The organism is Nonomuraea typhae, assembly GCF_009760925.1.
In the GTDB taxonomy this organism is placed as follows: Bacteria; Actinomycetota; Actinomycetes; order Streptosporangiales; family Streptosporangiaceae; genus Nonomuraea; species Nonomuraea typhae.
The window spans coordinates 476,895-497,845 of sequence record NZ_VRLV01000001.1 but is presented as its reverse complement, the minus strand read 5'-3'; the positions used below and the strand labels follow the sequence as shown (position 1 = coordinate 497,845).

General features: G+C 72.2%; 15 protein-coding genes. 3 read left to right on the top strand and 12 right to left on the bottom strand.

Annotated elements, in window-relative coordinates; all coding sequences use genetic code 11:
• Positions 1-865 precede the first annotated feature (865 nt).
• From FVE25_RS02350 to mraZ, 12 genes are all read right to left on the bottom strand, one after another.
• Entirely contained in the window at positions 866-1,531 is a 666-nt protein-coding gene (locus FVE25_RS02350; RefSeq protein ID WP_157244694.1) for a cell division protein FtsQ/DivIB, read from the bottom strand.
• Positions 1,528-2,931, bottom strand: coding sequence for a UDP-N-acetylmuramate--L-alanine ligase (gene murC / locus FVE25_RS02345; RefSeq protein ID WP_157244693.1), 1,404 nt, complete (start codon positions 2,929-2,931; stop codon positions 1,528-1,530). Before murC ends, FVE25_RS02350 begins: the two co-directional genes overlap by 4 nt.
• A gap of 52 nt (positions 2,932-2,983) precedes the next feature.
• Positions 2,984-4,060: an undecaprenyldiphospho-muramoylpentapeptide beta-N-acetylglucosaminyltransferase gene (gene murG / locus FVE25_RS02340; RefSeq protein ID WP_157244692.1), complete on the bottom strand. Its 1,077-nt coding sequence runs from the start codon at positions 4,058-4,060 to the stop codon at positions 2,984-2,986.
• Positions 4,061-4,073: 13 nt separating this feature from the next.
• Positions 4,074-5,372 (bottom strand): putative lipid II flippase FtsW, encoded by a 1,299-nt coding sequence (gene ftsW, locus FVE25_RS02335; protein ID WP_157244691.1) that lies wholly within the window; start codon positions 5,370-5,372, stop codon positions 4,074-4,076.
• Positions 5,369-6,757, bottom strand: coding sequence for a UDP-N-acetylmuramoyl-L-alanine--D-glutamate ligase (murD, locus tag FVE25_RS02330; RefSeq protein ID WP_157245460.1), 1,389 nt, complete (start codon positions 6,755-6,757; stop codon positions 5,369-5,371). The genes ftsW and murD overlap by 4 nt, the downstream gene beginning before the upstream one ends.
• On the bottom strand, positions 6,757-7,812 hold the full coding sequence (gene mraY / locus FVE25_RS02325) for a phospho-N-acetylmuramoyl-pentapeptide-transferase (RefSeq protein ID WP_157244690.1): 1,056 nt from the start codon (positions 7,810-7,812) through the stop codon (positions 6,757-6,759). The genes murD and mraY overlap by 1 nt, the downstream gene beginning before the upstream one ends.
• The gene (locus tag FVE25_RS02320; protein ID WP_157244689.1) at positions 7,809-9,218 is read right to left on the bottom strand and encodes a UDP-N-acetylmuramoyl-tripeptide--D-alanyl-D-alanine ligase; all 1,410 of its coding nucleotides are present in this window, start codon (positions 9,216-9,218) and stop codon (positions 7,809-7,811) included. Before FVE25_RS02320 ends, mraY begins: the two co-directional genes overlap by 4 nt.
• Positions 9,215-10,735 carry a UDP-N-acetylmuramoyl-L-alanyl-D-glutamate--2,6-diaminopimelate ligase gene (locus FVE25_RS02315; protein ID WP_157244688.1) on the bottom strand — a complete coding sequence of 507 codons (1,521 nt, stop codon included), beginning with the start codon at positions 10,733-10,735 and terminating at the stop codon, positions 9,215-9,217. Before FVE25_RS02315 ends, FVE25_RS02320 begins: the two co-directional genes overlap by 4 nt.
• A gap of 148 nt (positions 10,736-10,883) precedes the next feature.
• On the bottom strand, positions 10,884-12,614 hold the full coding sequence (locus tag FVE25_RS02310; RefSeq protein ID WP_484549355.1) for a peptidoglycan D,D-transpeptidase FtsI family protein: 1,731 nt from the start codon (positions 12,612-12,614) through the stop codon (positions 10,884-10,886).
• 806 nt (positions 12,615-13,420) lie between these two features.
• Positions 13,421-14,110, bottom strand: coding sequence for a hypothetical protein (locus tag FVE25_RS02305; RefSeq protein ID WP_157244687.1), 690 nt, complete (start codon positions 14,108-14,110; stop codon positions 13,421-13,423).
• Positions 14,097-15,053: a 16S rRNA (cytosine(1402)-N(4))-methyltransferase RsmH gene (rsmH, locus tag FVE25_RS02300; RefSeq protein ID WP_157244686.1), complete on the bottom strand. Its 957-nt coding sequence runs from the start codon at positions 15,051-15,053 to the stop codon at positions 14,097-14,099. The genes FVE25_RS02305 and rsmH overlap by 14 nt, the downstream gene beginning before the upstream one ends.
• A gap of 213 nt (positions 15,054-15,266) precedes the next feature.
• Positions 15,267-15,698, bottom strand: coding sequence for a division/cell wall cluster transcriptional repressor MraZ (mraZ, locus tag FVE25_RS02295; protein ID WP_157244685.1), 432 nt, complete (start codon positions 15,696-15,698; stop codon positions 15,267-15,269).
• 447 nt (positions 15,699-16,145) lie between these two features.
• On the opposite strand from mraZ, the gene FVE25_RS02290 reads away from it, so the two are divergent.
• From FVE25_RS02290 to FVE25_RS02280, 3 genes are read left to right on the top strand one after another with little or no spacing between them, the layout of a single operon-like run.
• Complete coding sequence (locus FVE25_RS02290) at positions 16,146-17,180, top strand: AAA family ATPase (protein WP_425489468.1); 1,035 nt, start codon at positions 16,146-16,148, stop codon at positions 17,178-17,180.
• The gene (locus FVE25_RS02285) at positions 17,177-18,439 is read left to right on the top strand and encodes a DUF58 domain-containing protein (RefSeq protein ID WP_157244683.1); all 1,263 of its coding nucleotides are present in this window, start codon (positions 17,177-17,179) and stop codon (positions 18,437-18,439) included. The genes FVE25_RS02290 and FVE25_RS02285 overlap by 4 nt, the downstream gene beginning before the upstream one ends.
• Positions 18,436-20,859 (top strand): transglutaminase TgpA family protein, encoded by a 2,424-nt coding sequence (locus FVE25_RS02280; RefSeq protein ID WP_157244682.1) that lies wholly within the window; start codon positions 18,436-18,438, stop codon positions 20,857-20,859. The genes FVE25_RS02285 and FVE25_RS02280 overlap by 4 nt, the downstream gene beginning before the upstream one ends.
• Positions 20,860-20,951: the final 92 nt, after the last annotated feature.

The following is a 20,951-nucleotide window of genomic DNA, read 5'->3' as shown; positions in this document are numbered from 1 at the left end:
TCCGCCATTTCTCACTTCGGGTAACTCTCAACCTCAAGTTGAGATTTAGATTTATGTCAACCTGAGGATTGATACGGACAGTAGGAGTTGCGCTCCGCGCGGGTCAACTAACCGCGCCGCAAGTGCGTCCGGCGTGTCGCGGGCTGTCCGTTTCGCTCCCGCGTCGTGCCTGGCCGGGCTCCTTCCGGGATACAGACTCTCACGCCCTGCCCCCCGGATCGGACAGGCTCCACCCATTCTCATCCCAAACCCTCACCACCCCAACCCACCGACTTCGCCCCACTGCCCTACCCCTCCGCCGCCAACCCTCCTAAACCAGACACCCCACCATCCGCGGCAGGGAACCCTCACGGACCCGCCCGCCCGGCACACCTGGACCGGCGGGAGGGCAACGCCTTGCCAGGCCGGCCACAGGATGGCTCTACGACCGCCCAGGCCCGCGCTGGAAGGACCACGAAGGGGGCGGCGGGGAGATGGCGCTCCAACTGGTCCAGAACCACGCAGAAGCAACGGCAGAGGGCACAGCGCAGCCAACCCGGACCGGGACGGAGGACAGGCACAGCGCCCAGGGCTCAGCCCGGAAGCAGCCGCGCCGGGGGCCGTGAAGCACACGGGACGTAAGGCCATGCGGGGCGTGAAGCACACGGGACGTAAGGGCATGCGGAGCGTAAGGCCACCCGTGGCATGAGGCCGACCAGGTGTGCGGCCAGCCGGGTGCGACACCAACCCGGCGCCGATCGCCGTAACGGCGCTCAGCCCGTCCGACGTGAGAAGCGATCCCCCCGACCTACGTCAGCGCACGTCGGCGGGTGGCGTCAGCCCCGCCTGCCGTAAACCCACAAAGCCCCCGACGAACCGAAAGTGATCACTTGAGGGTCACGACGTCCGGGGAGCTGATGTCGTACACGTCCGCCTTCCGGCTGAGGAGGGAGACCAGCACCCGCGCCTTCTCCTCCCCCCGATCGGACCCGCCCCACACCACGGTCCGCCCGTCGTTGAGCCCGAACGAGATCCCCTCGGCCGACCCCGCCTGCACGGTCTTCACCTTCCCGGCCAGCGCCTCCGGCAGACCGCTCACCACTTTCAGCACCGCCAGCATCACCGGGTCGGCGGGGTTCATCCGCCCGAGCTGCAGGACGGGAAGGCTGGGCGGCGCGACGGCGCGTATCTCGATGACCACGCCGTGCTTGTCCACGAGCGCGGCCTTCCCCCCGTCCACGGGCACCACAGCCACCGGCACCCGCTCCGACACCGAGATCTTGAGGGTGGCCGGCCACTCCCGTGAGGCCCTGGCCGTCGCGAGCTGCCTGATGCCCAGGATGCGGTGCTCCACGGCGGCCAGGTCCACCGTGGCCATGGGGTGGAGGGCGGCGATCGCGGCCTGCTGGCGGATCCGGTCGGCGGGGACTGTGAGATTACCCACGATCTCCACATTCCGGACACCCAGCACGGGCGAGTAGAAAACCAGCCAGGCGGTGGTCCCCACGACGGCCGCGGTCAGCAGCCCGATGAAGGCGGTCCTGGCCCTCATCGGGTGGACAGCTCCGCGACGATCTGCGGCCCGAGGTCGGTGACGTCCCCGGCGCCCATGGTGAGGACGATGTCCCCCGGGCGGGCCTTGGCGGCGACGAGGGCGGGCACGGAGGACTTGTCGGGCGCGTAGTCCACGTGCGTGGTCGGCAGGTTGACCCGGCCGGCGACCAGTGCGCCGGAGACGCCGGGTTCCGGGTCTTCGCGGGCGCCGTAGACGTCCAGGACGATGGCGCGGTCGGCCAGGCCGAGGGCGGCGCCGAACTCGTCGGCGAAGAAGCGGGTGCGCGAGTACAGGTGCGGCTGGAAGACGGCGATGACGTTGCCGTCACCGGAGTAGGAGGCGACCACGTCACGGGCCGCGCGCAGGTCGGCGGCGAGTTCGGTGGGATGGTGGGCGTAGCTGTCGAAGACGGCCACGCCGCCGGCCTCGCCCTTGGCCTCGAAGCGCCGCTTGGCTCCGGTGAAGGCGGCCAGGCCGTCCCGGATCTCCTCGAACGGCAGCCCGAGCGCGTCGGCCACGGCGATCACGGCGGTGGCGTTGAGCGCGTTGTGCGCTCCCGGCACGGCGAGCCTGACCTCACCGCGGCCCTCCACGGTGAAGCGGGTGCCGAATCCGTCGGGACGGATGCCGGAGATGCGGTAGTCGTCGGAGGTCACGCCGTAGGTCCGGACGGCCAGCCCCCGCCGGGTGGCCACCTCGGCCAGCGCCGCCGAGCCCGGGTCGTCCACGCAGACGATGAGCAGCGATCCGACCCGCTCCACGAAGCGGTTGAAGCTGTCGTGTACGGCCCGCGGATCGCCGTAGTTGTCGAGATGGTCGGCCTCGACGTTGGTCACCAGCGCGATGTCCGGCGCCAGCATGAGGAACGAGCCGTCGCTCTCGTCGGCCTCGGCCACGAACACCTCCCCGTTGCCCTCGTCGGCCCCGAGCCCGGTGGTGACCAGTTGCCCGCCGACGCAGTAGGACGGGTCGGAGCCGCATTTCTGCAGCGCCACGGTCAGCATCGAGGTGGTCGTGGTCTTGCCGTGGGTGCCGGCGACGGCGACGCCGGTGCGCCCGGCCATGACGGAGGCCAGGGCGGCGGCGCGGGGGATGACCCGCAGGCCGCGCTTGAGGGCCTCGCCCAGCTCCGGGTTGGAGTCGCGGATGGCGGTGGAGACCACGACCGTGTCGGCGTCCTTGACGTGGGAGGCGGCGTGCCCGATGTGGACGGTGGCGCCGAGTTCACGGAGTTCGGTGACCAGATCGGAGCTGCGGGCGTCGCTGCCGGTGACGCGGACGCCGCGCTTGAGCAGGATGCGGGCGATCCCCGACATCCCGGCCCCGCCGATGCCGATGAAGTGGACTCGTCCCAGTTCTTCCGCGGCGACCGGGTCGACCAGTTTGACGAGACTCATTGCGCTTCCTCCATCATGGCGCGGAACGCCATCCGCCCCCACACACCACGACTCATCGGGTTATCTCCAACACTTTCCTGGCCAGCGTCGTGTCGGCGTCCTTGCGGCCCAGCGCGAGCGCGGCCTCGGACATGGCGGCGACGCGTTCGGGGTCTCGCAGGATCGGCAACATGTTCTGGACGATCCAATCAGATGACAGGCCGGCATCGTCGACGAGCAGCCCCCCGCCGCCCTCGGCGATGCGTACGGCGTTGACCCGCTGCTCGCCGTTGCCATGGGGCAGCGGCACATAGGCGGCGGGCAGTCCGATCGCGGTCAGTTCCGCGCAGGTGAGCGCGCCGCTGCGGCACAGGACCAGGTCGGCGGCGGCGTAGGCGAGGTCCATGCGGTCCACGTAGGGCAGCAGGACGTACTGGGGGTCGCCGGGCGGCGGCTCGTGCTCGACGGTGTTCCTGGGCCCGATCACGTGCAGCACCTGCACCCCGGCGGCGCGCAGGGCCGGGGCGGCGGCCAGGGCGGCCTGGTTGATCGACGCGGCCCCGCGGGAGCCGCCGAAGACGAGCAGCGTGGGGCGGTGGGTCTGCAGCCCGAACCACGAGCGCGCCCTGTCGCCCGTCGACAGCCGGTCCAGGTGGACGATCTCGCGGCGCAGCGGGGTGCCGATGTAGGCGGCCTTGGCCAGCGTGCAGTCGGGGTGGCCGGTGAAGACGTGGTCGGTGAGCTTGGCGCCCAGCCGGTTGGCCAGGCCGGGCCGGGGGTTGGCCTCGTGCACGATGATCGGCACGCCGCGCCGCTTGGCGGCCAGATAGGCGGGAGTGGCCACATAGCCACCGAAACCGACGAGGACATCGGCTTTGGCCCGATCCAGGACGGCGGCGGCGGCGTTGACGGCCCCGGCCAGGCGGCCGGGCATGGCGAGCAGCTGCGGGGTGATCGAGCGCGGCAGGGGTACGGCGGGCACGAGCTCGAGGTCGTAGCCCCGGGCGGGCACCAGCCGGGTCTCCAGGCCCTGGTCGGTGCCCATGCAGGTGATGCCGATGCCCGGGTCGATCCCGCGCAGCGTGTCCGCTAGGGCGAGTGCGGGCTCGATGTGCCCGGCCGTCCCGCCACCGGCGAGGACCACCCTCATGATCGGTCACTCCCTAACGTCTCGCTCGGCCCCTGCTCGTTCTTCCCCCCAGGCCAAGCCAGCTTAGAGCCCGCGCGGCCGGTCCGGGGCCACGAGCGGCCAGAGCCTCCCGCGCCCCGGGCTCCTGTTTGGCAAACGACAGCAGCATGCCGAGGGCCGCCAGCGTCGGCAGCAGGGCCGAGCCACCATAGGAGACCAGCGGCAACGGGATGCCCGTGATGGGCACCACGCCGATCACCGCGCCCATGTTGACGATGCCCTGCCCGGCGATCCAGGCGACGATGGCGGCCGTGGCCAGCCGGCTGAACGGGTCCTTGGCGCGCACGGCCACCCGGAGCCCGGCGTAGCCGAGCAGCCCGAACAGCACGACGACGACGAGCGTGCCCATGAGGCCGAGCTCCTCGCCGAGGATGGCGAAGATGAAGTCGCTCTCGCCGTGGGGCAGCCAGCTCCACTTCTGCCGGCTGGAGCCGAGCCCGAGCCCGAACCAGCCGCCGGAGCCCATGGCGATCTGCCCCTGCACGGCCTGGTACCCGTCGCCCTGGGGGTCGGCCCAGGGGTTGAGGAAGGAGCCGATGCGGGCCATGCGGTAGGGCTCGACCATGATCATGGTGACCGCGGCCAGCACGGCCATGCCGAAGATGCCGCCGAACAGCTTCAGCGGCGCCCCCACCACCCACAACAGCGACAGGAAGATCATCATGAGGACGAGCGTGGTGCCGAGGTCGCGGCCGAGCATGACCAGGACGGCCAGGATCGCCACGCCCGGCATGAGCGGGAGCAGCAGGCGCCGCCACTCGATCCGCCCCGCCCGCGCCCGCCGGGCCAGCAGGTCGGCCCCCCACAGCGCCAGGCCCAGCTTCGCCGGCTCCGACGGCTGCACGGTCAGCGGGCCGATGTAGATCCAGCGCTGGGCGCCCAGCTCGGCCGAGCCGATGAACAACACCATGACCAGCGCGATGATGGACAACGCCATGAGCGGATAGCCCGCCCACCGGAAGAACTTCAGCGGCAGCCGCGAGCACACGTACATCACCGGCACGCCGATCGCCGCCGACAGCGACTGCTTGATGAACCACGAGAACGGGCTGCCGGTCTTGTTCAGCGCCTCGATGCTGGAGGCCGACAGCACCATCATGAGCCCGAGCGTCAGCAACAGCGCGCTGCAGCCGATGATCAGGTAGTAGGTCGTGAGCGGCCGGTCCAGCAGCTCCTTCAGGGCTCCCAGTTGCTCGCGCGCCCAGGTCGCCGGCCCCTCGACGGGGCCCTTGGCGGGGCGCTTGGCGGGCCGGTCCTCGGTGGTCGCGCTCACGTCCGCGGCTCCCGGCGCAGGCCGTGCCGGTGTACGGCTCGCGCGAAGGCCTCCCCCCGCGCCGGATAGTTCGCGAACATGTCGAGGGAGGCGCCCGCGGGCGCCAGCAACACGGTGTCGCCCGGGGAGGCGAGCGCTGCGGCTTCGGTGACGACGCGGTCCATGACCCCAGTGTCTTGGTCGGCGATGTCCACCACGGGGACATTCGCCGCGTGTCGCGACATCGCCTCGGCGATCCTGCCGCGGTCCACGCCGATCAGGACGGCCCCGCGCAGCCTCGGCGCCGCCTGGCGCACCAGCTCGTCGACGTCGGCGCCCTTCAGCTGGCCGCCGGCGATCCACACCACCGACGGGTAGGCGGCCAGGGAGGCGGCGGCGGCGTGGGGGTTGGTGGCCTTGGAGTCGTCCACCCAGTCGACCTCGGCGACCCGCTCGACGAAGGACATGCGATGCGGGTCGGGGACGAACTCCCGCAGGCCCCGCCGTACCGCCTCGGGGGGGACGCCGCAGGAGCGGGCCAGGGCCGCGGCGGCCAGGGCGTTGGCGACGTTGTGCGGCGCGAACGGCCGCACGTCGGTGAGGCCGGCCAGCTCGTCGGCCGCGTGCACGGGGTCGGGGCAGAAGGCGCGGTCGACGATGAGGTCCTCGACGACGCCGATCTCCCCCGCCCTCGGCGTCCGCAGCGTGAAGCCCACCGCGTGCTCGTACGGCTCGGCCAGCCGGGCGGCGATCGGGTCGTCGGCGTTGTAGACCACGGTCCCGGCCCGCTCGAAGATCTTGGCCTTGGCGGCGGCGTACTCCTCCAGCGTCCCGTGCCAGTCGAGGTGGTCGGGGGCCACGTTCAGCAGCGCCGCCGCGTGCGGGGCCAGCGAGCCGGACCAGTGCAGCTGGAAGCTGGACAACTCCACCGCCAGCACGTCGTACGGCCCGGCCGTGTCCCCGGCCACGGCCTCCACCACCGGCACGCCCACGTTGCCCACGGCCACCGCCTTGCGCCCGGCGGCCAGCAGCATGGAGGTGAGCATGCGCACGGCGGTGGTCTTGCCGTTGGTGCCGGTCAGGGCCAGCCAGGGGGCGGCGGGCTCGGCGCGCAGCCGCCAGGCCAGCTCGACCTCGCCGACGACCTCGACGCCTGCGGCCAGCGCGGCGGCGATCAGCGGGTGGTGCGGCGCCCAGCCGGTGGTGACCAGCCGGGTGACCCCCTCGGGCAGGTCCATGGTCCCGAAGCGCACCTCGACGCCCAGGCGGACCAGCGCGGCGGCGGCGATCCGCTGCCGCTCCCCCTCGACCGCCTCCAGGACGACGACCCGCTCCCCCCGCGCGGCCAGCACCCGGGCCACCGCCGTACCGGAGACCCCGAGACCCGCGACACACGTCAGCGCCATTACTTGGGCATCCACTCCACGTAGAACAGGCCGAGGCCGACCGCGGCGCACAACCCGGCGATCAGCCAGAACCGGACCACGATCGTGGTCTCCACCCAGCCTTTCAGCTCGAAGTGGTGCTGCAGCGGCGCCATGCGGAAGACCCGTTTGCCGGTCATCTTGAAGAAGCCCACCTGGATGATCACCGACATCGTGATGATCACGCAGAGCCCGGCCAGGATGATGAGCAGCAGCTGGGTGCGGGTGGCGATGGCCAGACCGGCCAGCACGCCGCCCAGCGCCAGCGAGCCGGTGTCGCCCATGAAGATCTTGGCGGGCGGCGCGTTCCACCACAGGAACCCGATCAGCGCGCCCAGCACGGCCGCGGCCACCACCGCGAGGTCCAGCGGGTCGCGCACCCAGTAGCAGCTGGGGCCGAGCTGGTCGATGCAGTTGTTGCGCAGCTGCCAGTTGCCGATGAGCACGTAGGCGCCCAGCACGACCGCGGTCGCGCCGCTGGCCAGGCCGTCGAGGCCGTCGGTGAGGTTCACCGCGTTGGAGAACCCGACGATCATGACGAGGACCCAGATCGTGAAGCCGACGATGCCGATCGAGGGGCCGAAGTCGCGCAGGAACGACAGGCGGGTCTCGGCGGGGGTGATGCCGTAGACGTTGGCCTGCTGGGTCACCAGCACCGCGAAGATGGCGCCGACGATGAGCTGGCCCAGCGCCTTGGCGCCGGAGCGCAGGCCGAGGCTGCGCTGCTTGTAGATCTTGATGAAGTCGTCGAGGAAGCCGACTGCGCCCAGACCGGTCATCAGGAACAGCACCAGCAGGCCGGAGTACGTCGGCGGCTCCAGCGTGGCCAGGTGCGAGGCGCCGTAGGCCAGCAGCGAGGCCAGCACGAACACCACGCCGCCCATGGTGGGCGTGCCCTTCTTGCTGAGGTGCGCCTGGACGCCGTCCTCGCGGACCTCCTGCCCGTAGCCCCGCCTGGCGAACAGGCGGATGGCCAGGGGCGTGCCGAGCATCGACAGGATCAGTCCCACCGCGCCGGCGATGATGATGTTCGTCACCGCACGCCCCCGAGAACGAGCTCGGCCGTGCGTTCCAGCCCCATCGCCCGCGGTCCCTTGATCAGCACCGCGTCGCCGGGTTGCAGCCACGCGCGCAGCTCGGCGGCGGCCGCCGCGGCGTCGTCCACGTGCAGGATGCGCGTCTGCGGCCGATGCGCCGCCGTCGCGCTCTCGGCGGCGGCGGCGAAGGCCCCTTCGAGCACCGGGCCCGCCTCCGGGCCCGCGACGATGAGCCCGGCCAGCCCGGCGGCGCCCGCCATGCGGCCCAGTTCCTCGTTGAGCGCGGCGCTGTCCTCGCCCAGCTCGCGCAGGGCGGCGATGACGGCGAAGCGGCGGCGGCCGTCGCCGATCACGCCGAGCGCCTGGAAGGCGGCGCGCATGGAGTCGGGGTTGGCGTTGTAGGCGTCGTTGATGACGGTCACGCCGTCGGGCCGGTCGGTGACCTCCATGCGCCAGCGGCTGCGGGGCTCGGCCTCCGACAGCTCCTCGGCGATCGTGGCCACCGGCAGCCCCAGTTCGTACCCGGCCGCCGCCGCGGCCAGCGCGTTCTCGACGGCGTGCCCGCCGTACAGCTTGAGCCGCACGTAGGCGAGCCCGGACGGCGTGCGCAGCCGGAAGGAGGCGCGGCCCCGCTCGTCCACGGTCACCTCCTCGGCGCGGATGGCGGCCTCGCCGGAGCGGCCGAAGAACGTGACGCGGGCGTCGGTACGGCCGGCCATGTCGCGCACGAGCGGGTCGTCGGCGTTGAGGATGGCGACGCCGGTGGCGGGCAGCGCCTCGACCAGTTCGGCCTTGGCCTTGGCGATGGCGTCCTTGCCGCCGAAGACGCCCAGGTGGGCGGTGCCGACGTTGAGGACCACGCCGATCGACGGCGGGGCGATGCGGGCCAGGTGGGCGATGTGCCCGGCGTTGCGGGCGCTCAGCTCCAGCACCAGGAAGCGGGTGTCGTGGTCGGCGCGCAGGACGGTCAGCGGGTGGCCGATCTCGTTGTTGAAGGAGCCGACCGGTGCGATGGAGGGCCCGATGCGGCCGGTGAGGCGGGCCAGCAGGTCCTTGGTGGTGGTCTTGCCGGCCGAGCCGGTCACGCCGAGCACGGTGGCCTGGGGCAGTGAGCCGGCCACGGCGGTGGCGAGGTCGGCCAGGGCCTGGGGCACGTCGGGGACGATCACCGCGGGCGCCTCGACCGGGCGGCTGGCCAGCACGGCGACCGCGCCGGTGCGCACCGCCTGGGCGGCGAAGTCGTGCCCGTCCACGTTGGCGCCGCGGAAGGCCGCGAACAACGATCCCGGCTCGGCCTGCCGCGAGTCGATCACGACGGGGCCGCGCACCACGGCCCGCGGGTCGGCCATGCCCGACAGGGCGCCCGAGGTGAGCTCGGCGATCCTGGCCAGTGGCAACGGGATCATTGGTAAACCTTCCTATGGATCGCTTCGGCGACCACCTCACGGTCGTCGAAGGGGATCACTTCGCCTGATATGTACTGGCCTTGTTCGTGGCCCTTGCCCGCCACGACGATCACGTCGCCGCGGCCCGCCCGGCGCACGGCCAGATCGATCGCCGCGGCGCGGTCGGGCTCAATGATCACATGAGCTCGCTCGTCCCGTGGAACGCCGAGTGCCCCCTCCATCATTGCGGCAAGGATATGAAGAGGATCCTCCGTGCGTGGATTGTCGCTGGTGAAAATGGCCACATCTGCGAGGCGTGCCGCGGCTTCTCCCATCATGGGCCTTTTGCCGCTGTCACGGTCGCCACCGCAGCCCAGCACGATCGTCAGCGTGCCCGAGGTCACCTCGCGCAACGACGTCAGCACCGACTCAACCGCGCCGGGCTTGTGAGAGTAGTCGACGATCGCCTGGAAGTCCTCCTCGGCCGTCGTCACCCGCTCCATGCGGCCGGGGACGCCCTTCAGCGTGCCGACGCCGTGCACCGCCGCCTGCAGCGGCACCCCGGCCTCCGTGAGCGTCACGATCGCGCCCAGCGCGTTGGCGACGTTGAACGGGCCGGGCAGCGAGATCTGCGCGTCCGCCTCCACCCCGCCCGGGCCCACGACCCGGAAGGTGCTGCCGTCGGCGCCCAGCCGGACGTCGGCCGCCCGCCAGTCGGCCTCCGGATCGCCCGACGCCGAGAACGTCGTCATCGGCACCTTCGCCACCGCCAGCAGTTCGCGGCCGTGCGGATCGTCGAGGTTGGTCACGCCGGCCCGGCTCAGCTCCGGCTGGAACAACCGCGCCTTCGTGGCGAAGTAGTCGGCCAGGTCGCGGTGGAAGTCCAGGTGGTCCTGCGACAGGTTCGTGAACAACGCCACGTCGTAGAAGATGCCGTCGATCCGGCCCAGCGCCAGCGCGTGGCTCGACACCTCCATCACCGCCGAGCTCACCCCCTGCTCCCGCATGAACGCGAACAGGCCGTGCAGCTCGGATGCCTCCGGCGTGGTCAGCCGCGGCTCGAACCGCACCTCGCCGGCCCGGATCTCCACCCCGCCGATCAGGCCCGTCGTGTGGCCCGCGGCCCGCAGCCCGGCCTCCAGCAGGAACGTGGTCGTGGACTTGCCGCTCGTGCCGGTCACGCCGAGCACCGACAGGTCGTGGGACGGCTGGCCGTACACCCAGGAGGAGATCTGCCCGAGCAGGCCCCGCGGGTGGGGCACGACCAGCACCGGCAGCCCCGTCGCGACCGCCGCCTCGCGGCCGGCCGGATCCGTGAGGACCGCCACCGCGCCGCGCGCCATCGCCTCGGCGGCGAACTCGGCGCCGTGGGCGCGGCTGCCGGGCAGCGCGACGTACAGGTCTCCGCGCCGCACCTGGCGGGAGTCGATCGTGACGCCGGTGAGCGCGGCATGCGGTGAACGGGCGCTGCCTGAGTCGGCGTCGAGCATGGTCGCCAGCCCGGTCAGGGGGCGCGGCGCGCTGGACGTGGGACGCATGATCGCGGACCCGGCGATATTGGACCGCGCCGCGGACTCGGCGATATTGGACTTTGCCGCGGACTCGGCGGCATTGGACCTCGCCGCGGACTCGGCGGCATGGGGATTCGACGACGGGGGACGCACGGCGAGAGCGTACCCTCCCCCGTCACTGTCCGGCGCTCAACCGCACCGGAGACGCGGTCGAGCTTGTAGGCGGGATCTTCCTGCTCTTGATGGCGAACGTCATCACCTGCTTGAAGACGGGGGCCGCGAGCTGGCCGCCGAAATGGCCCTTCTGCGGGTTCTGCAACACCGACAGCACCACCAGCTGGGGCGCGTCGGCCGGAGCGAAGCCCACGAAGGAGGCGGTGTAGCCCTCGTAGCGGCCGAGCTTGGGGTCGTAGCGGTTGGCCGTGCCGGTCTTGCCCGCGACGCGGTAGCCGGGGATGGCGGCCAGGCCGCCGGTGCCCTCCTCGCTCACCGCGCTCTCCAGCATCGCCGTGATCTCCTTGGCGGTCCGGTCGCTGACGACCCGCGTCTGCTTCCCCGGCGGGGCCGGGACGAACCTGCCGTCCGGACCGGTCGTGCCCGCGACCATCTGCGGGGCGATGCGGACGCCGCCGTTGGCGATCGTCTGGTACACGCTGGCCGTCTGCAGCGCGGTCACCGAGACGCCCTGGCCGTAGGCGATCGTGCAGCTCTGGCTGCCCGACCAGGACTTGTAGTCCGGCAGCAGGCCCGCCTCCTCGCCCGGCACGCCGCCGCCCGGCTTGGCGCCGAAGCCGAACGCCTTGAGCATGTCGTGCAGGCCCTGTGAGCCGACCTTGCGCGCCGCCATGATCGTGGCGACGTTGCTGGACTTGGCGATGGCCTCCTGGAAGGTCATCGTCTCGGTCGGGTGCGGCTCGGCGTCGCGCAGCGTGCGGTCGTAGCAGCGGATGTTGTCCTTGACGCGGAACGTCGTCGTCGGCCGGACCACCCCGGCCTCCAGCGCCGCCGCCGCCGTGATCACCTTGTTGGTGCTGCCCGGCTCGAACACGTCGGCCGCCGCCCGGTTGACGTAGTTGGCGGCCGGGGCGTTGCGCCAGTCGTTCAGGTCGAGCTCCGGGGCGTTGGCCATGGCGACGATCTGCGCGGTCTTCACGTCCATGACGATGACGGTGCCGCTCTCCGCGCCCGCCGCCTTCACCTGCTCGGCGATCGACTTCTGCGCCGCCCACTGCAGGTCGCGGTCGATGGTCAGCCTGATGTCGCTGCCGTCCACCGGCGGCTGGCGCTGGCTGTGCGTCATGGGGATGCGCTGGCCGAATCTGCCCTGCTCCACGCGGAGCTTGCCGTCCTTGCCGGCCAGGACGGAGTTCCTGGACTCCTCCAGGCCGCCCAGGCCGGTTCCGTCGGTGCCCACGAAGCCCACGAGCGTGCCGGCCAGGTCTCCGGCCAGGTAGACGCGGCGGTACTGCTTCTTCGTGGTCAGCGCCGGGATCCCCGCCTTGACCAGCCGGGTGGCCACGGCCGGGTCCACGTCCTTGGCCAGGAGCTGGTACTGGGTGTGGGTCCTGGACAGCTTCGCGGTGATCTCCTGCAGCGGCTTGCCCAGCTCGGCGGCCAGCGCGTTGGCGACCTTGGCCCGGACGTCCGGGTGCACCTTCGACGGGTCGATGGCCACCTCGCGGGCCTCCACCGAGGTCGCCAGGGGGTTGCCGTTGACGTCCGCGATCGAGCCGCGCTTGGCCGGGATGGTCTCGGTGATCATCCGCTGGCCCGCGGCCACGCCCTCGTAGAACTTGGTGTCCAGGCCCTGCATCTGGATCAGGCGGCCGGCGAAGATCGACAGGATGAAGGTCATGACGATCATGCCGAACTTGAGGCGGCGGCGCGGGTTGCCCAGTCTGAGCACCACCGGCGGCCGGGGCGGCCGCGGCGGCGGCCGGCGCGGCCCCCTGGGTGGCAGGTCGCCGTCCCTCCGCAGCCCTCTGGGCGGCAGGTCGCCGTCCCTCCGCAGCCCTCTGGGCGGCAGGTCGCCGTCCCTTCGCGGGCTCTCGCCCGGCCTGCGGCCTCTGGGGTCGCCGTCGGAGGTCCTCCGCTGTGCGCCCTCGGCGGGACGGCGCGGCGCCGCGCCGCGCGGCCTCGGGACCTCGCCCCGGGCGCGGGCGCCGTCAGGGCGGGTCCTGCCGTCGCGCGCCGGGTGTTCTTCGCCGTCGTCCCACTGGTCCGCGCGCCCCCGGCGGCCGTCGCGGGCCTCCCCAGGAGTACGGCCCCGCCCACGGTCCTCCGGCCCCTCGCCCGGCCCGGGGCGGCGATCCGCCGAGCGCCCTTCACCGGAGCCGGGGCGCCGCTCACCGGAGCGCCCTTCACCCGGATTGGACCGGCGCTCGCCCGAGCGCTCCCCACCGGAGTTCGGACGGCGCTCACCCGAGCGGCCCTCACCAGAGCTCGCCCGGCGCTCACCCGAGCGGCCCTCACCGGGGTTCGCCCGGCGCTCGCCCGGGCGGCCGTCGCCGGATGCCGGGCGGCGGCGGTCGTCGGCGAAGGGGAGGTCGAACGGGTCGTCGTCAGGCGACGGCCGCCCCGCGGCGCCTCCCGGCCGTCCCCGGCCGGTGCCTCCCGTGGACTTGGGCGTACGACGAGCGGCGCCGGGCCCTCCCTGAGAGCCGGCGCCGCCTGTTCCGCGGCCGGGTCCCTGCCCGCGGCCGCCTGTGTCTCTCACCGGTCCGTGCTCACCTGGTCGGAGTTCTCGGTGGCCGGGGTGATGACGTTGGTCTTGTCCCAGTCCTGCCTCAGGTTCAGCTGCTCGCCCCGCTCGGCGACCTTGGCCGGCTGCTTGAGCTTGTTGAGCTCCACGCTGGAGTTCTCGTTGCCCTGCTGGATCTGGGCGATCTCCCGCTTGAGCTCAGTGGCGCGCACGAAGTCCTGGGCCAGGACGGTGTTGAGCAGCAGCAGGGTGACCAGGCCGCCGCCGAGCAGCCCGAGCACCAGCACGAGGAACGGGCCGCGCTGCCGCCGGGACGGGCCGCGGCGCCCGCCGCCCGGAGGCCGCCGGACGCCCTCGGGCCGCGCCGTGCGCCCGCCGCGCACGCCGGAGCGCGAGCTCACGGGCCGCTTGCCCCGCGTGCTCTCGGCAGGCGCGTCGAGGACGTCCGCCGCGGCGCCCGCCTGCTCACCACGCCGGACCTGCGCCGTGCGGATCTCGGCCGAACGCGCCTGAGCCCCACGCGCCTCCCGTGCGCCGTCACGGGTGCGCAGGTCGTCGCGGGTGGGCTCGGGGGCGGAGGCTGCGGGACGCGGGCGCGGGACGGGCTTGGCCGCTGCCCCGGACCGGCGCTCACCGCTCTGCGGCGTGCCGGCGCCGCGTGCGGGCGCGCTCCTCCTGGTCTCCTGCTCAGTCCTCGTCAACACGGATCCTCTCTGCCGCCCTGAGCCGGGCTGAGGCCGCCCGCGGGTTGCGGGTGGTCTCTTCTTCCGTCGGGAGCTCGGCTCCCCTCGTCAGCAGGCGGAACCTCGGCTGGTGAGCCGGTAGCGGGACGGGCAGCCCGGGTGGGCTGGTGTCCCTGGTTCGCGCCGTGAGGACCTGCTTGGCCAGCCGGTCCTCCAGGGAGTGGTAGGAGAGCACGACGACTCTCCCACCCAGCGTCAGCGCGTCGAGGGAGGCGGGCAGCGCCGCCTCCAGGGCGGCGAGTTCCGCGTTCACCTCGATGCGCAACGCCTGAAAAGTCCTCTTGGCGGGGTTGCCCCCAGTGCGCCGGGTAGCGGCAGGAATCGCCTCACGGACGATGTCGGCAAGCCGCTTAGTCGACGTTATGGCCTCCTTGGCCCTTTCCTTGATGATTAGGCCCGCGACACGCGGTGCGAACCGTTCCTCTCCGTAATCACGAAGGATGCGCGTTAGCTCCCCGGCCGAGTAGGTATTGATGACCGCCTCGGCGGTGAGCTCCTGGCTCGTGTCCATGCGCATGTCGAGCGGAGCGTCGTAGGAATAGGCGAACCCGCGCTCGGCCTCGTCGAGCTGCGGCGAGGAGACGCCCAGGTCGAACAGGACGCCGTCGACCTTCTCCCGGCCCAGGCGGGCGAGCACGGAGGCGAGCTCGTCCGAGGTGGCGTGGACGAGCGAGATCCGGCCCGCGTACGGCTGCAGCCGCCGCGTGGAGAAGTCGATCGCGAACGGATCGCGGTCGATGCCGATCACGTGGAGTGCCGGGTGGGCGGCGAGCAGGGCTTCCGTATGGCCGCCGAGGCCGAGGTTGGCGTCGACGACGACGGGGTGCGCACCGGTCAAGGCCGGCGCGAGCAACTCCAGCACGCGCTCCAGCATCACCGGAACATGGGCACTCTCTGCCATCTCTCCAACCCCCCTCTCGCGTCCTTGCTCGCGGATGACGCGACGGCCGATCCTCTCAAAGGGTCCCCACCCGGTGCCGTCCGGCCAGGTCCCCATCCGCATCCTCTTCTTGGCGCCTCCCATCTGACACCGGGGAAGGTGCATCAGCTGGCAGGCAGCGGTTGCGGGTGGAGACCTCGCCGAACGACAACTCCGATGGATCGACCGTGACGATTACAGAATCCCTGGCAGCACCTCCTCCGACAGCTCGGAAAAGGCCTGCTCCTGAGCGTTCAGATAGGTCTCCCAGGCCACGGCGTCCCAGATCTCCAGGCGGGTGTTGGCCCCGATGACCACGCAGTCACGTTCCAGGCCCGCGTACGTGCGCAGGGCCTGCGGGATCGTGATGCGCCCCTGCTTGTCGGGAGTCTCGTCGGATGCGCTGGCGAAGAAGACACGGCTGTAGTCACGAACCGCCTTGGCGGTGACCGGGGCGGTGCTGAGAGCCTCGGTAATGCGCTGGAACTCCTCCACGGGAAAGACGTAGAGGCATCGCTCCTGGCCTTTGGTAATCACAAGACCCTCCGCCAGCTCCTCACGGTACTTAGCCGGCAGGAACAGCCGTCCCTTGTCGTCGAGACGCGGCTGGTGGGTGCCGAGGAACATCGGCGCCACCTCCCGTGCCTCATGAAGCGCCTAGCGCTGGTGCACCGGCCCTCCACTGCGCACCACCATACTCCACTTCTCCCCACCGTCAACTGATTACAAGCCTGGTCGTCGCGTATTGGTCTTGCAAAACCCCAGGTCAGCGCAACGCGGGCCGGTGGAGCGGGCTGGGTGGCCGGTCAACCCTCATGGGCGTGTCGAGAGTTGAAATCACCTAGGAAACAGGGCCTGGAGAGCGCTCGCGGGGGCAGTGGTGGAGGAAAGTGGAGCGCCTCCGGGGGCGCGCCGCCCCGCCGTACTGTCACGGGATTCGCACACGAGTGCGACACGAACCCGACGCTCGCACATCACAGTCAGATCACCGCCAGGACCGGAGGAATAGCGACAAATGTCGCTCGGGAACCCCCCGCGTCGTAGGGTCGGTACACACAATGGAAAAGGAATGGCATGGCTCCCGCAAAGGCAACGCTCCAGCGGGACGGCCGTCGCACTTCTCATGGAGGCCTGGTGGCAGTAACCCATGACGTCCCTCAGCGGCTGGAGGATCTCGTCTCCACCGCGCACCGGATCCGGCAGGCGATCGAGTCGGTCATCGAGGGCAAGAGCGACGCAGTCCGCCTCACCCTGACGGTGCTGCTCGCCGAGGGGCACCTCCTCATCGAGGACGTGCCGGGCGTCGGCAAGACCATGCTGGCCAAGGCACTGGCGCGCTCCATCGACTGCCCGGTGCGCCGTGTGCAGTTCACCCCCGACCTGCTGCCCAGTGACATCACGGGCGTCAGCGCCTACAACCAGCAGACCCGCGAGTTCGAGTTCAAGCCCGGCCCCGTGTTCGCCAACATCGTGGTCGGCGACGAGATCAACCGCGCCTCCCCCAAGACGCAGTCCGCGCTGCTGGAGTGCATGGAGGAGCACCAGGTGACCGTCGACGGGGTGACCTACGAGCTCGACACGCCCTTCATGGTGATCGCGACGCAGAACCCCATCGAGATGGAGGGCACCTACCCTCTGCCCGAGGCGCAGCGCGACCGGTTCACCGCGCGCGTGGCCATGGGGTACCCGGAGCCGGCCGCCGAGCTGGAGATGCTCGACGTGCACGGCACCACCACGCCGCTGGACAAGCTGGAGCCTGTGGCCACCACGGCAGAGGTGCGCGCGCTGATCGAGGCGGTGCGCGGCGTCTACGTCTCGCAGCCGGTCAAGAAGTACGCCATCGACCTCGTGGTCGCCACCCGCCACTCCCCCGATCTGCGCCTGGGCGCGTCGCCGCGCTCCACGTTGCAGCTCGTGCGGGCCGCCCGCGCCCAGGCCGCGCTGGCCGGGCGCGACTACGTCATCCCGGACGACCTTCAGGAGCTGGCCGTGCCGGTCCTGGCGCACCGGCTGCTGCCGAGCGTCGAGGCGCAGGGGCAGCGCCGCCTGCCGGAACAGGTGGTCGCCGACCTGGTCCGCCGGGTGCCGGTGCCGGAGTCCCGCGCATGAGAACGGGGCTGCGGGCGCTCACCTCCCGCGGCCGGTCCTTCCTGGCCGCGGGGATCGCGGCGATGGTGATGGCCTTGCTGCTCGGCGAGCACGACCTGCTGCGCATCGGCGTCCTGGTGACGGCGCTGCCGCTGCTGGCCGCGCTGGTCGTGGCGCGCACGCGGTACCGGCTGAGCTGCGCCCGCCGCCTGTCGCCCTCCCGCGCGGAGGTGGGCGGCGAGGCGACGGTGACGCTCCGGCTGGAGAACGTCACCCGCCTGCCCACCGGCCTGCTCCTCATCGAGGACACCGTCCCCTACGCCCTGGGCGTGCGCCCGCGCTTCGTCCTGGACCGGGTGGAGGCCAAGGGCGTCAGGGAGATCGACTACCGGGTCCGCTCGGACCTGCGCGGCCGGTTCACCATCGGCCCGCTGTCGGTGCGCATCGCCGACCCGTTCGGGCTGGTGGAGCTGACCAGGGCGTTCACGATCAGCGACACGCTGGTGGTGACGCCGCAGGTCGTGGCGCTGCCCCATGTCCGCCTGTCGGGCGAGTGGACCGGCGGCGGCGACAGCCGTACCAGGAGCGTGGCGGCGGCCGGTGACGACGACGTGGCCCCGCGCGAGTACCGGCAGGGCGACGACCTGCGGCGGGTGCACTGGCGCTCGACCGCCCGCCACGGCGAGCTGATGGTGCGGCGCGAGGAGCAGCAGTGGCAGAGCCGCGGCGCGCTCCTGCTGGACACCCGCAGGTACGCCCACCGCGGCGAGGGCCCGCGCTCGTCCTTCGAGGTGGCGGTCTCGGCCGCGGCCTCCATCGGCGTGCACCTGGCCCACGAGGGCCTCGGCCTGCGGCTGGTCACCGACCAGGGCGCCGAGCACCTGACCGACAGCGGGCTGAGCTGGTCGCTGCTGGACACGCTGGCCATGGTCCGCCACAGCGCGGCGCGCTCGCTGGAGATCGGCGTCTCGGCGCTGCGGCAGGGCAGCGGCGACGGCCTCATCGTGGCCGTGCTCGGCTCCCTCGACCCCGAGGAGGCCCGCGACCTGGCCAGGCTCCGCCACAGCGGCATCACGGGCGTGGCGGTCCTGCTCGACGTCGACACCTGGGACGCCGCCGAGCCCGGCACCTCGGAGAGCCACCTCGCGGTCCAGACCCTTCTGGCCGGGTACGGCTGGCGTACCGTCAGGCTGCCGGCCGGCACGTCCATCGCCTCGGTGTGGCAGGACGCCGCCAGCCGGGGCCGCTTCGCCGTTCACCCGGCGGGAGGTGCGGCATGAGGCTCTCGGCCGCCGCGGCGGTCGCCACGTTCTGCGCGGCCATCCTGCTTCACCCGTTGTTCGAGGGGGGCGCCTGGTTCTGGGGCTCCTTCGGCGCGGTCCTGACCGTGCTGGCCGCCAGTGCGATCAGCGGCCGGCTCTCGCTGCCGGCCTGGGCGGCGGGGCTGCTCTCCCTGGCCGGGCTCGGGATCTTCCTGACCGCGGCGTTCGCCGGTGACAAGGCGTGGGCCCTTCTCGTGCCCACCAGGGGCTCGGTCGCCGAACTGGCCGACCTGCTCGGCACGGGCTGGGCCGACATCCAGCGCTTCGCCGCGCCGGTGCCGGGCGACAACCCGGGCATCGCGCTGCTGACCACCGGCGGCGTCGGGATCATCGCGATCGCGGTGGACCTGCTGGCCGCGCGCCTGCGGCGGGCGGCGCTGGCCGGGCTGCCGATGCTGGCGCTGGCCACGGTCCCGGCGACGATCCTGGTGGAGCCGATCGCCTGGTGGGCGTTCATCATCGCCGCGCTGGGCTTCACCGGCCTGCTCGTCGCCGACGGCCGCGAGCGGGTGGGGCACTGGGGCCGCGCGGTGCTGGTGCGCAGGACCAGGGCGGCCACCATGCCCGCGCCCCACGAGAGCGCCGACACGCGCGGCCTGCGCCTGTCCGGCAAGCGCATCGGGTTCGCCGCGATCGCGCTGGCGGTGATCCTTCCGGCGTTCCTGCCGCCGCTGGAGCCCGTGTCGTTCTTCACCTTCGGCGTCGGCGGATCGGGCTCGGGCGGCAAGGGCAACTCCATCGAGATCCCGAATCCGATCGCCAACCTCAAGGGCCAGCTCGATCTGCCGGAGCCGCGCACCGTCCTGACCTACGCCAACAACGACGACGTCCCCCGCTATCTGCGCATCTACTCGCTGGACGTCTTCACCGGCGAGGAGTTCACGATGACCAAGCCCACGGGCACGCCGGAGAACCGGGTCGAGAACGGCCCGCTGCCGGCTCCGCCCGGCCTGGGCGGCGGCGTCGAGCTGGTCAACGCGGTGACCACCATCCAGGTCAGCGACGACGTGCGCAAGATGGAGTTCCTGCCGCTGCCCTATCCGCCGCGCGAGGTGCGGGCCGACGGCGACTGGCGGGCCGACGAGAGCACGCTGATGGTGTTCTCGACCCGGGACAACGCCACCGGCCTGCGCTACGAGGTGGCCACGAGCGACCCGCAGCCGACGGCCCAGCAGTTGCGCTCGGCGCCGCGGCCCCAGCGCGGGCCGGAGTCGGTGGAGTCGCGGTACCTGCGCCTGCCGGACGACTTCCCCGCCGACATCCGCGAGCTGGCCTTCACCACGGTCGAGGGCGCGGACACCGACTACGACCGGGCGATGAAGCTGCAGGAGTTCTTCACCGAGACCGGCAACTTCCGCTACGACCTGCGCACGCAGGGGCACAGCACCTCGGCGCTGCGCGACTTCCTGCTCAGCAGCAAGGTCGGCTACTGCGAGCAGTTCGCCAGCTCGATGGCGGTCATGGCGAGGGCGATCGGCATCCCGGCGCGGGTGGCGATCGGCTACACCGGCGGCAAGAAGACAGGCGACCAGTGGGTGGTCGGCACCAACGACTCCCACTCCTGGCCGGAGCTGTACTTCGAGGGCGTGGGCTGGCTGCCGTTCGAGCCCACCCCGGCGGGCTCGGCCGGTCAGGGCAGCGCCCGGGTGCCGCTCTACGCGCGCCCGCAGCCGACGCCGGTCGCCACCTCCACCACGCCGACGCCCGGTTCCACCGCGCGGAGCGAGGAACTGCCGCCGGGCCAGGAGGCCGGTCGCAACCCGCGCGAGCTGGACGACCGCGAGGCCAGGCTCGGCAACACCGGCCTGCCGCCGGAGGAGTCGACGCCGCTGATCGTCAACATCGGGATCGGGCTGGCGGTCCTCGTGCTGATCCTGCTCATCCCGGCGGGGGTCAGGCTGGTCACGCGCAGCCGCCGGGTGCGCACGCTGGGCTGGAAGGTCACGGCGCCGGCCGACGAGCTGACGGCGCGGGTGGCCGCGGGCGGCCACCCGTCGGTGGCCGCCGCCTGGGCGGAGCTGGACGACGTGCTCTACGACTACGGCATGGCCCGCGAGCCCAGCGAGACGCCGCGGCGGCTGGCGCAGCGGCTGGCCCAGCAGTACGAGTTCGACGCCGGGGCCGCGGCGGCGCTCTCCTCGATCGCCGCGACGGCCGAGCGGGCGCTGTTCGCCCGCGACCCGGGCGAGATCGGCCCTCTCGGCAAGAACCTGCGGCTGGTACGGCGGGCCCTGGCGGCCACCGTGACCAGGGGCCGCCGGATCAGGGCGGCGCTGCTGCCCCCGTCCACGCTGCGCAGGATGCGGTCGATGGGCGAGGGACTGCTGGACGGCTTCGACCGCCTGGAGGGCATCAGGCTCCGGCGGCCCGCGCGGTAGGCGCCCCGGATGCCAAGGATGGCCTGTCCCGTTTCCGGGGCAGGCCATCGTCGTCTTCCCGTCAAGCGGGTTCCCGTCGGCCGGTCAGGCGT

Excerpts from the sequence above, each read along its gene's own strand:
- FVE25_RS02350 (WP_157244694.1), bottom strand. The coding sequence starts at position 1,531 with ATGAGGGCCAGGACCGCCTTCATCGGGCTGCTGACCGCGGCCGTCGTG.
- murC (WP_157244693.1), bottom strand. The coding sequence starts at position 2,931 with ATGAGTCTCGTCAAACTGGTCGACCCGGTCGCCGCGGAAGAACTGGGA.
- murG (WP_157244692.1), bottom strand. The coding sequence starts at position 4,060 with ATGAGGGTGGTCCTCGCCGGTGGCGGGACGGCCGGGCACATCGAGCCC.
- murD (WP_157245460.1), bottom strand. The coding sequence starts at position 6,757 with ATGGCGCTGACGTGTGTCGCGGGTCTCGGGGTCTCCGGTACGGCGGTG.
- FVE25_RS02320 (WP_157244689.1), bottom strand. The coding sequence starts at position 9,218 with ATGATCCCGTTGCCACTGGCCAGGATCGCCGAGCTCACCTCGGGCGCC.
- FVE25_RS02315 (WP_157244688.1), bottom strand. The coding sequence starts at position 10,735 with ATGCGTCCCACGTCCAGCGCGCCGCGCCCCCTGACCGGGCTGGCGACC.
- rsmH (WP_157244686.1), bottom strand. The coding sequence starts at position 15,053 with ATGGCAGAGAGTGCCCATGTTCCGGTGATGCTGGAGCGCGTGCTGGAG.
- mraZ (WP_157244685.1), bottom strand. The coding sequence starts at position 15,698 with ATGTTCCTCGGCACCCACCAGCCGCGTCTCGACGACAAGGGACGGCTG.
- FVE25_RS02290 (WP_425489468.1), top strand. The coding sequence starts at position 16,146 with ATGGCTCCCGCAAAGGCAACGCTCCAGCGGGACGGCCGTCGCACTTCT.
- FVE25_RS02285 (WP_157244683.1), top strand. The coding sequence starts at position 17,177 with ATGAGAACGGGGCTGCGGGCGCTCACCTCCCGCGGCCGGTCCTTCCTG.
- FVE25_RS02280 (WP_157244682.1), top strand. The coding sequence starts at position 18,436 with ATGAGGCTCTCGGCCGCCGCGGCGGTCGCCACGTTCTGCGCGGCCATC.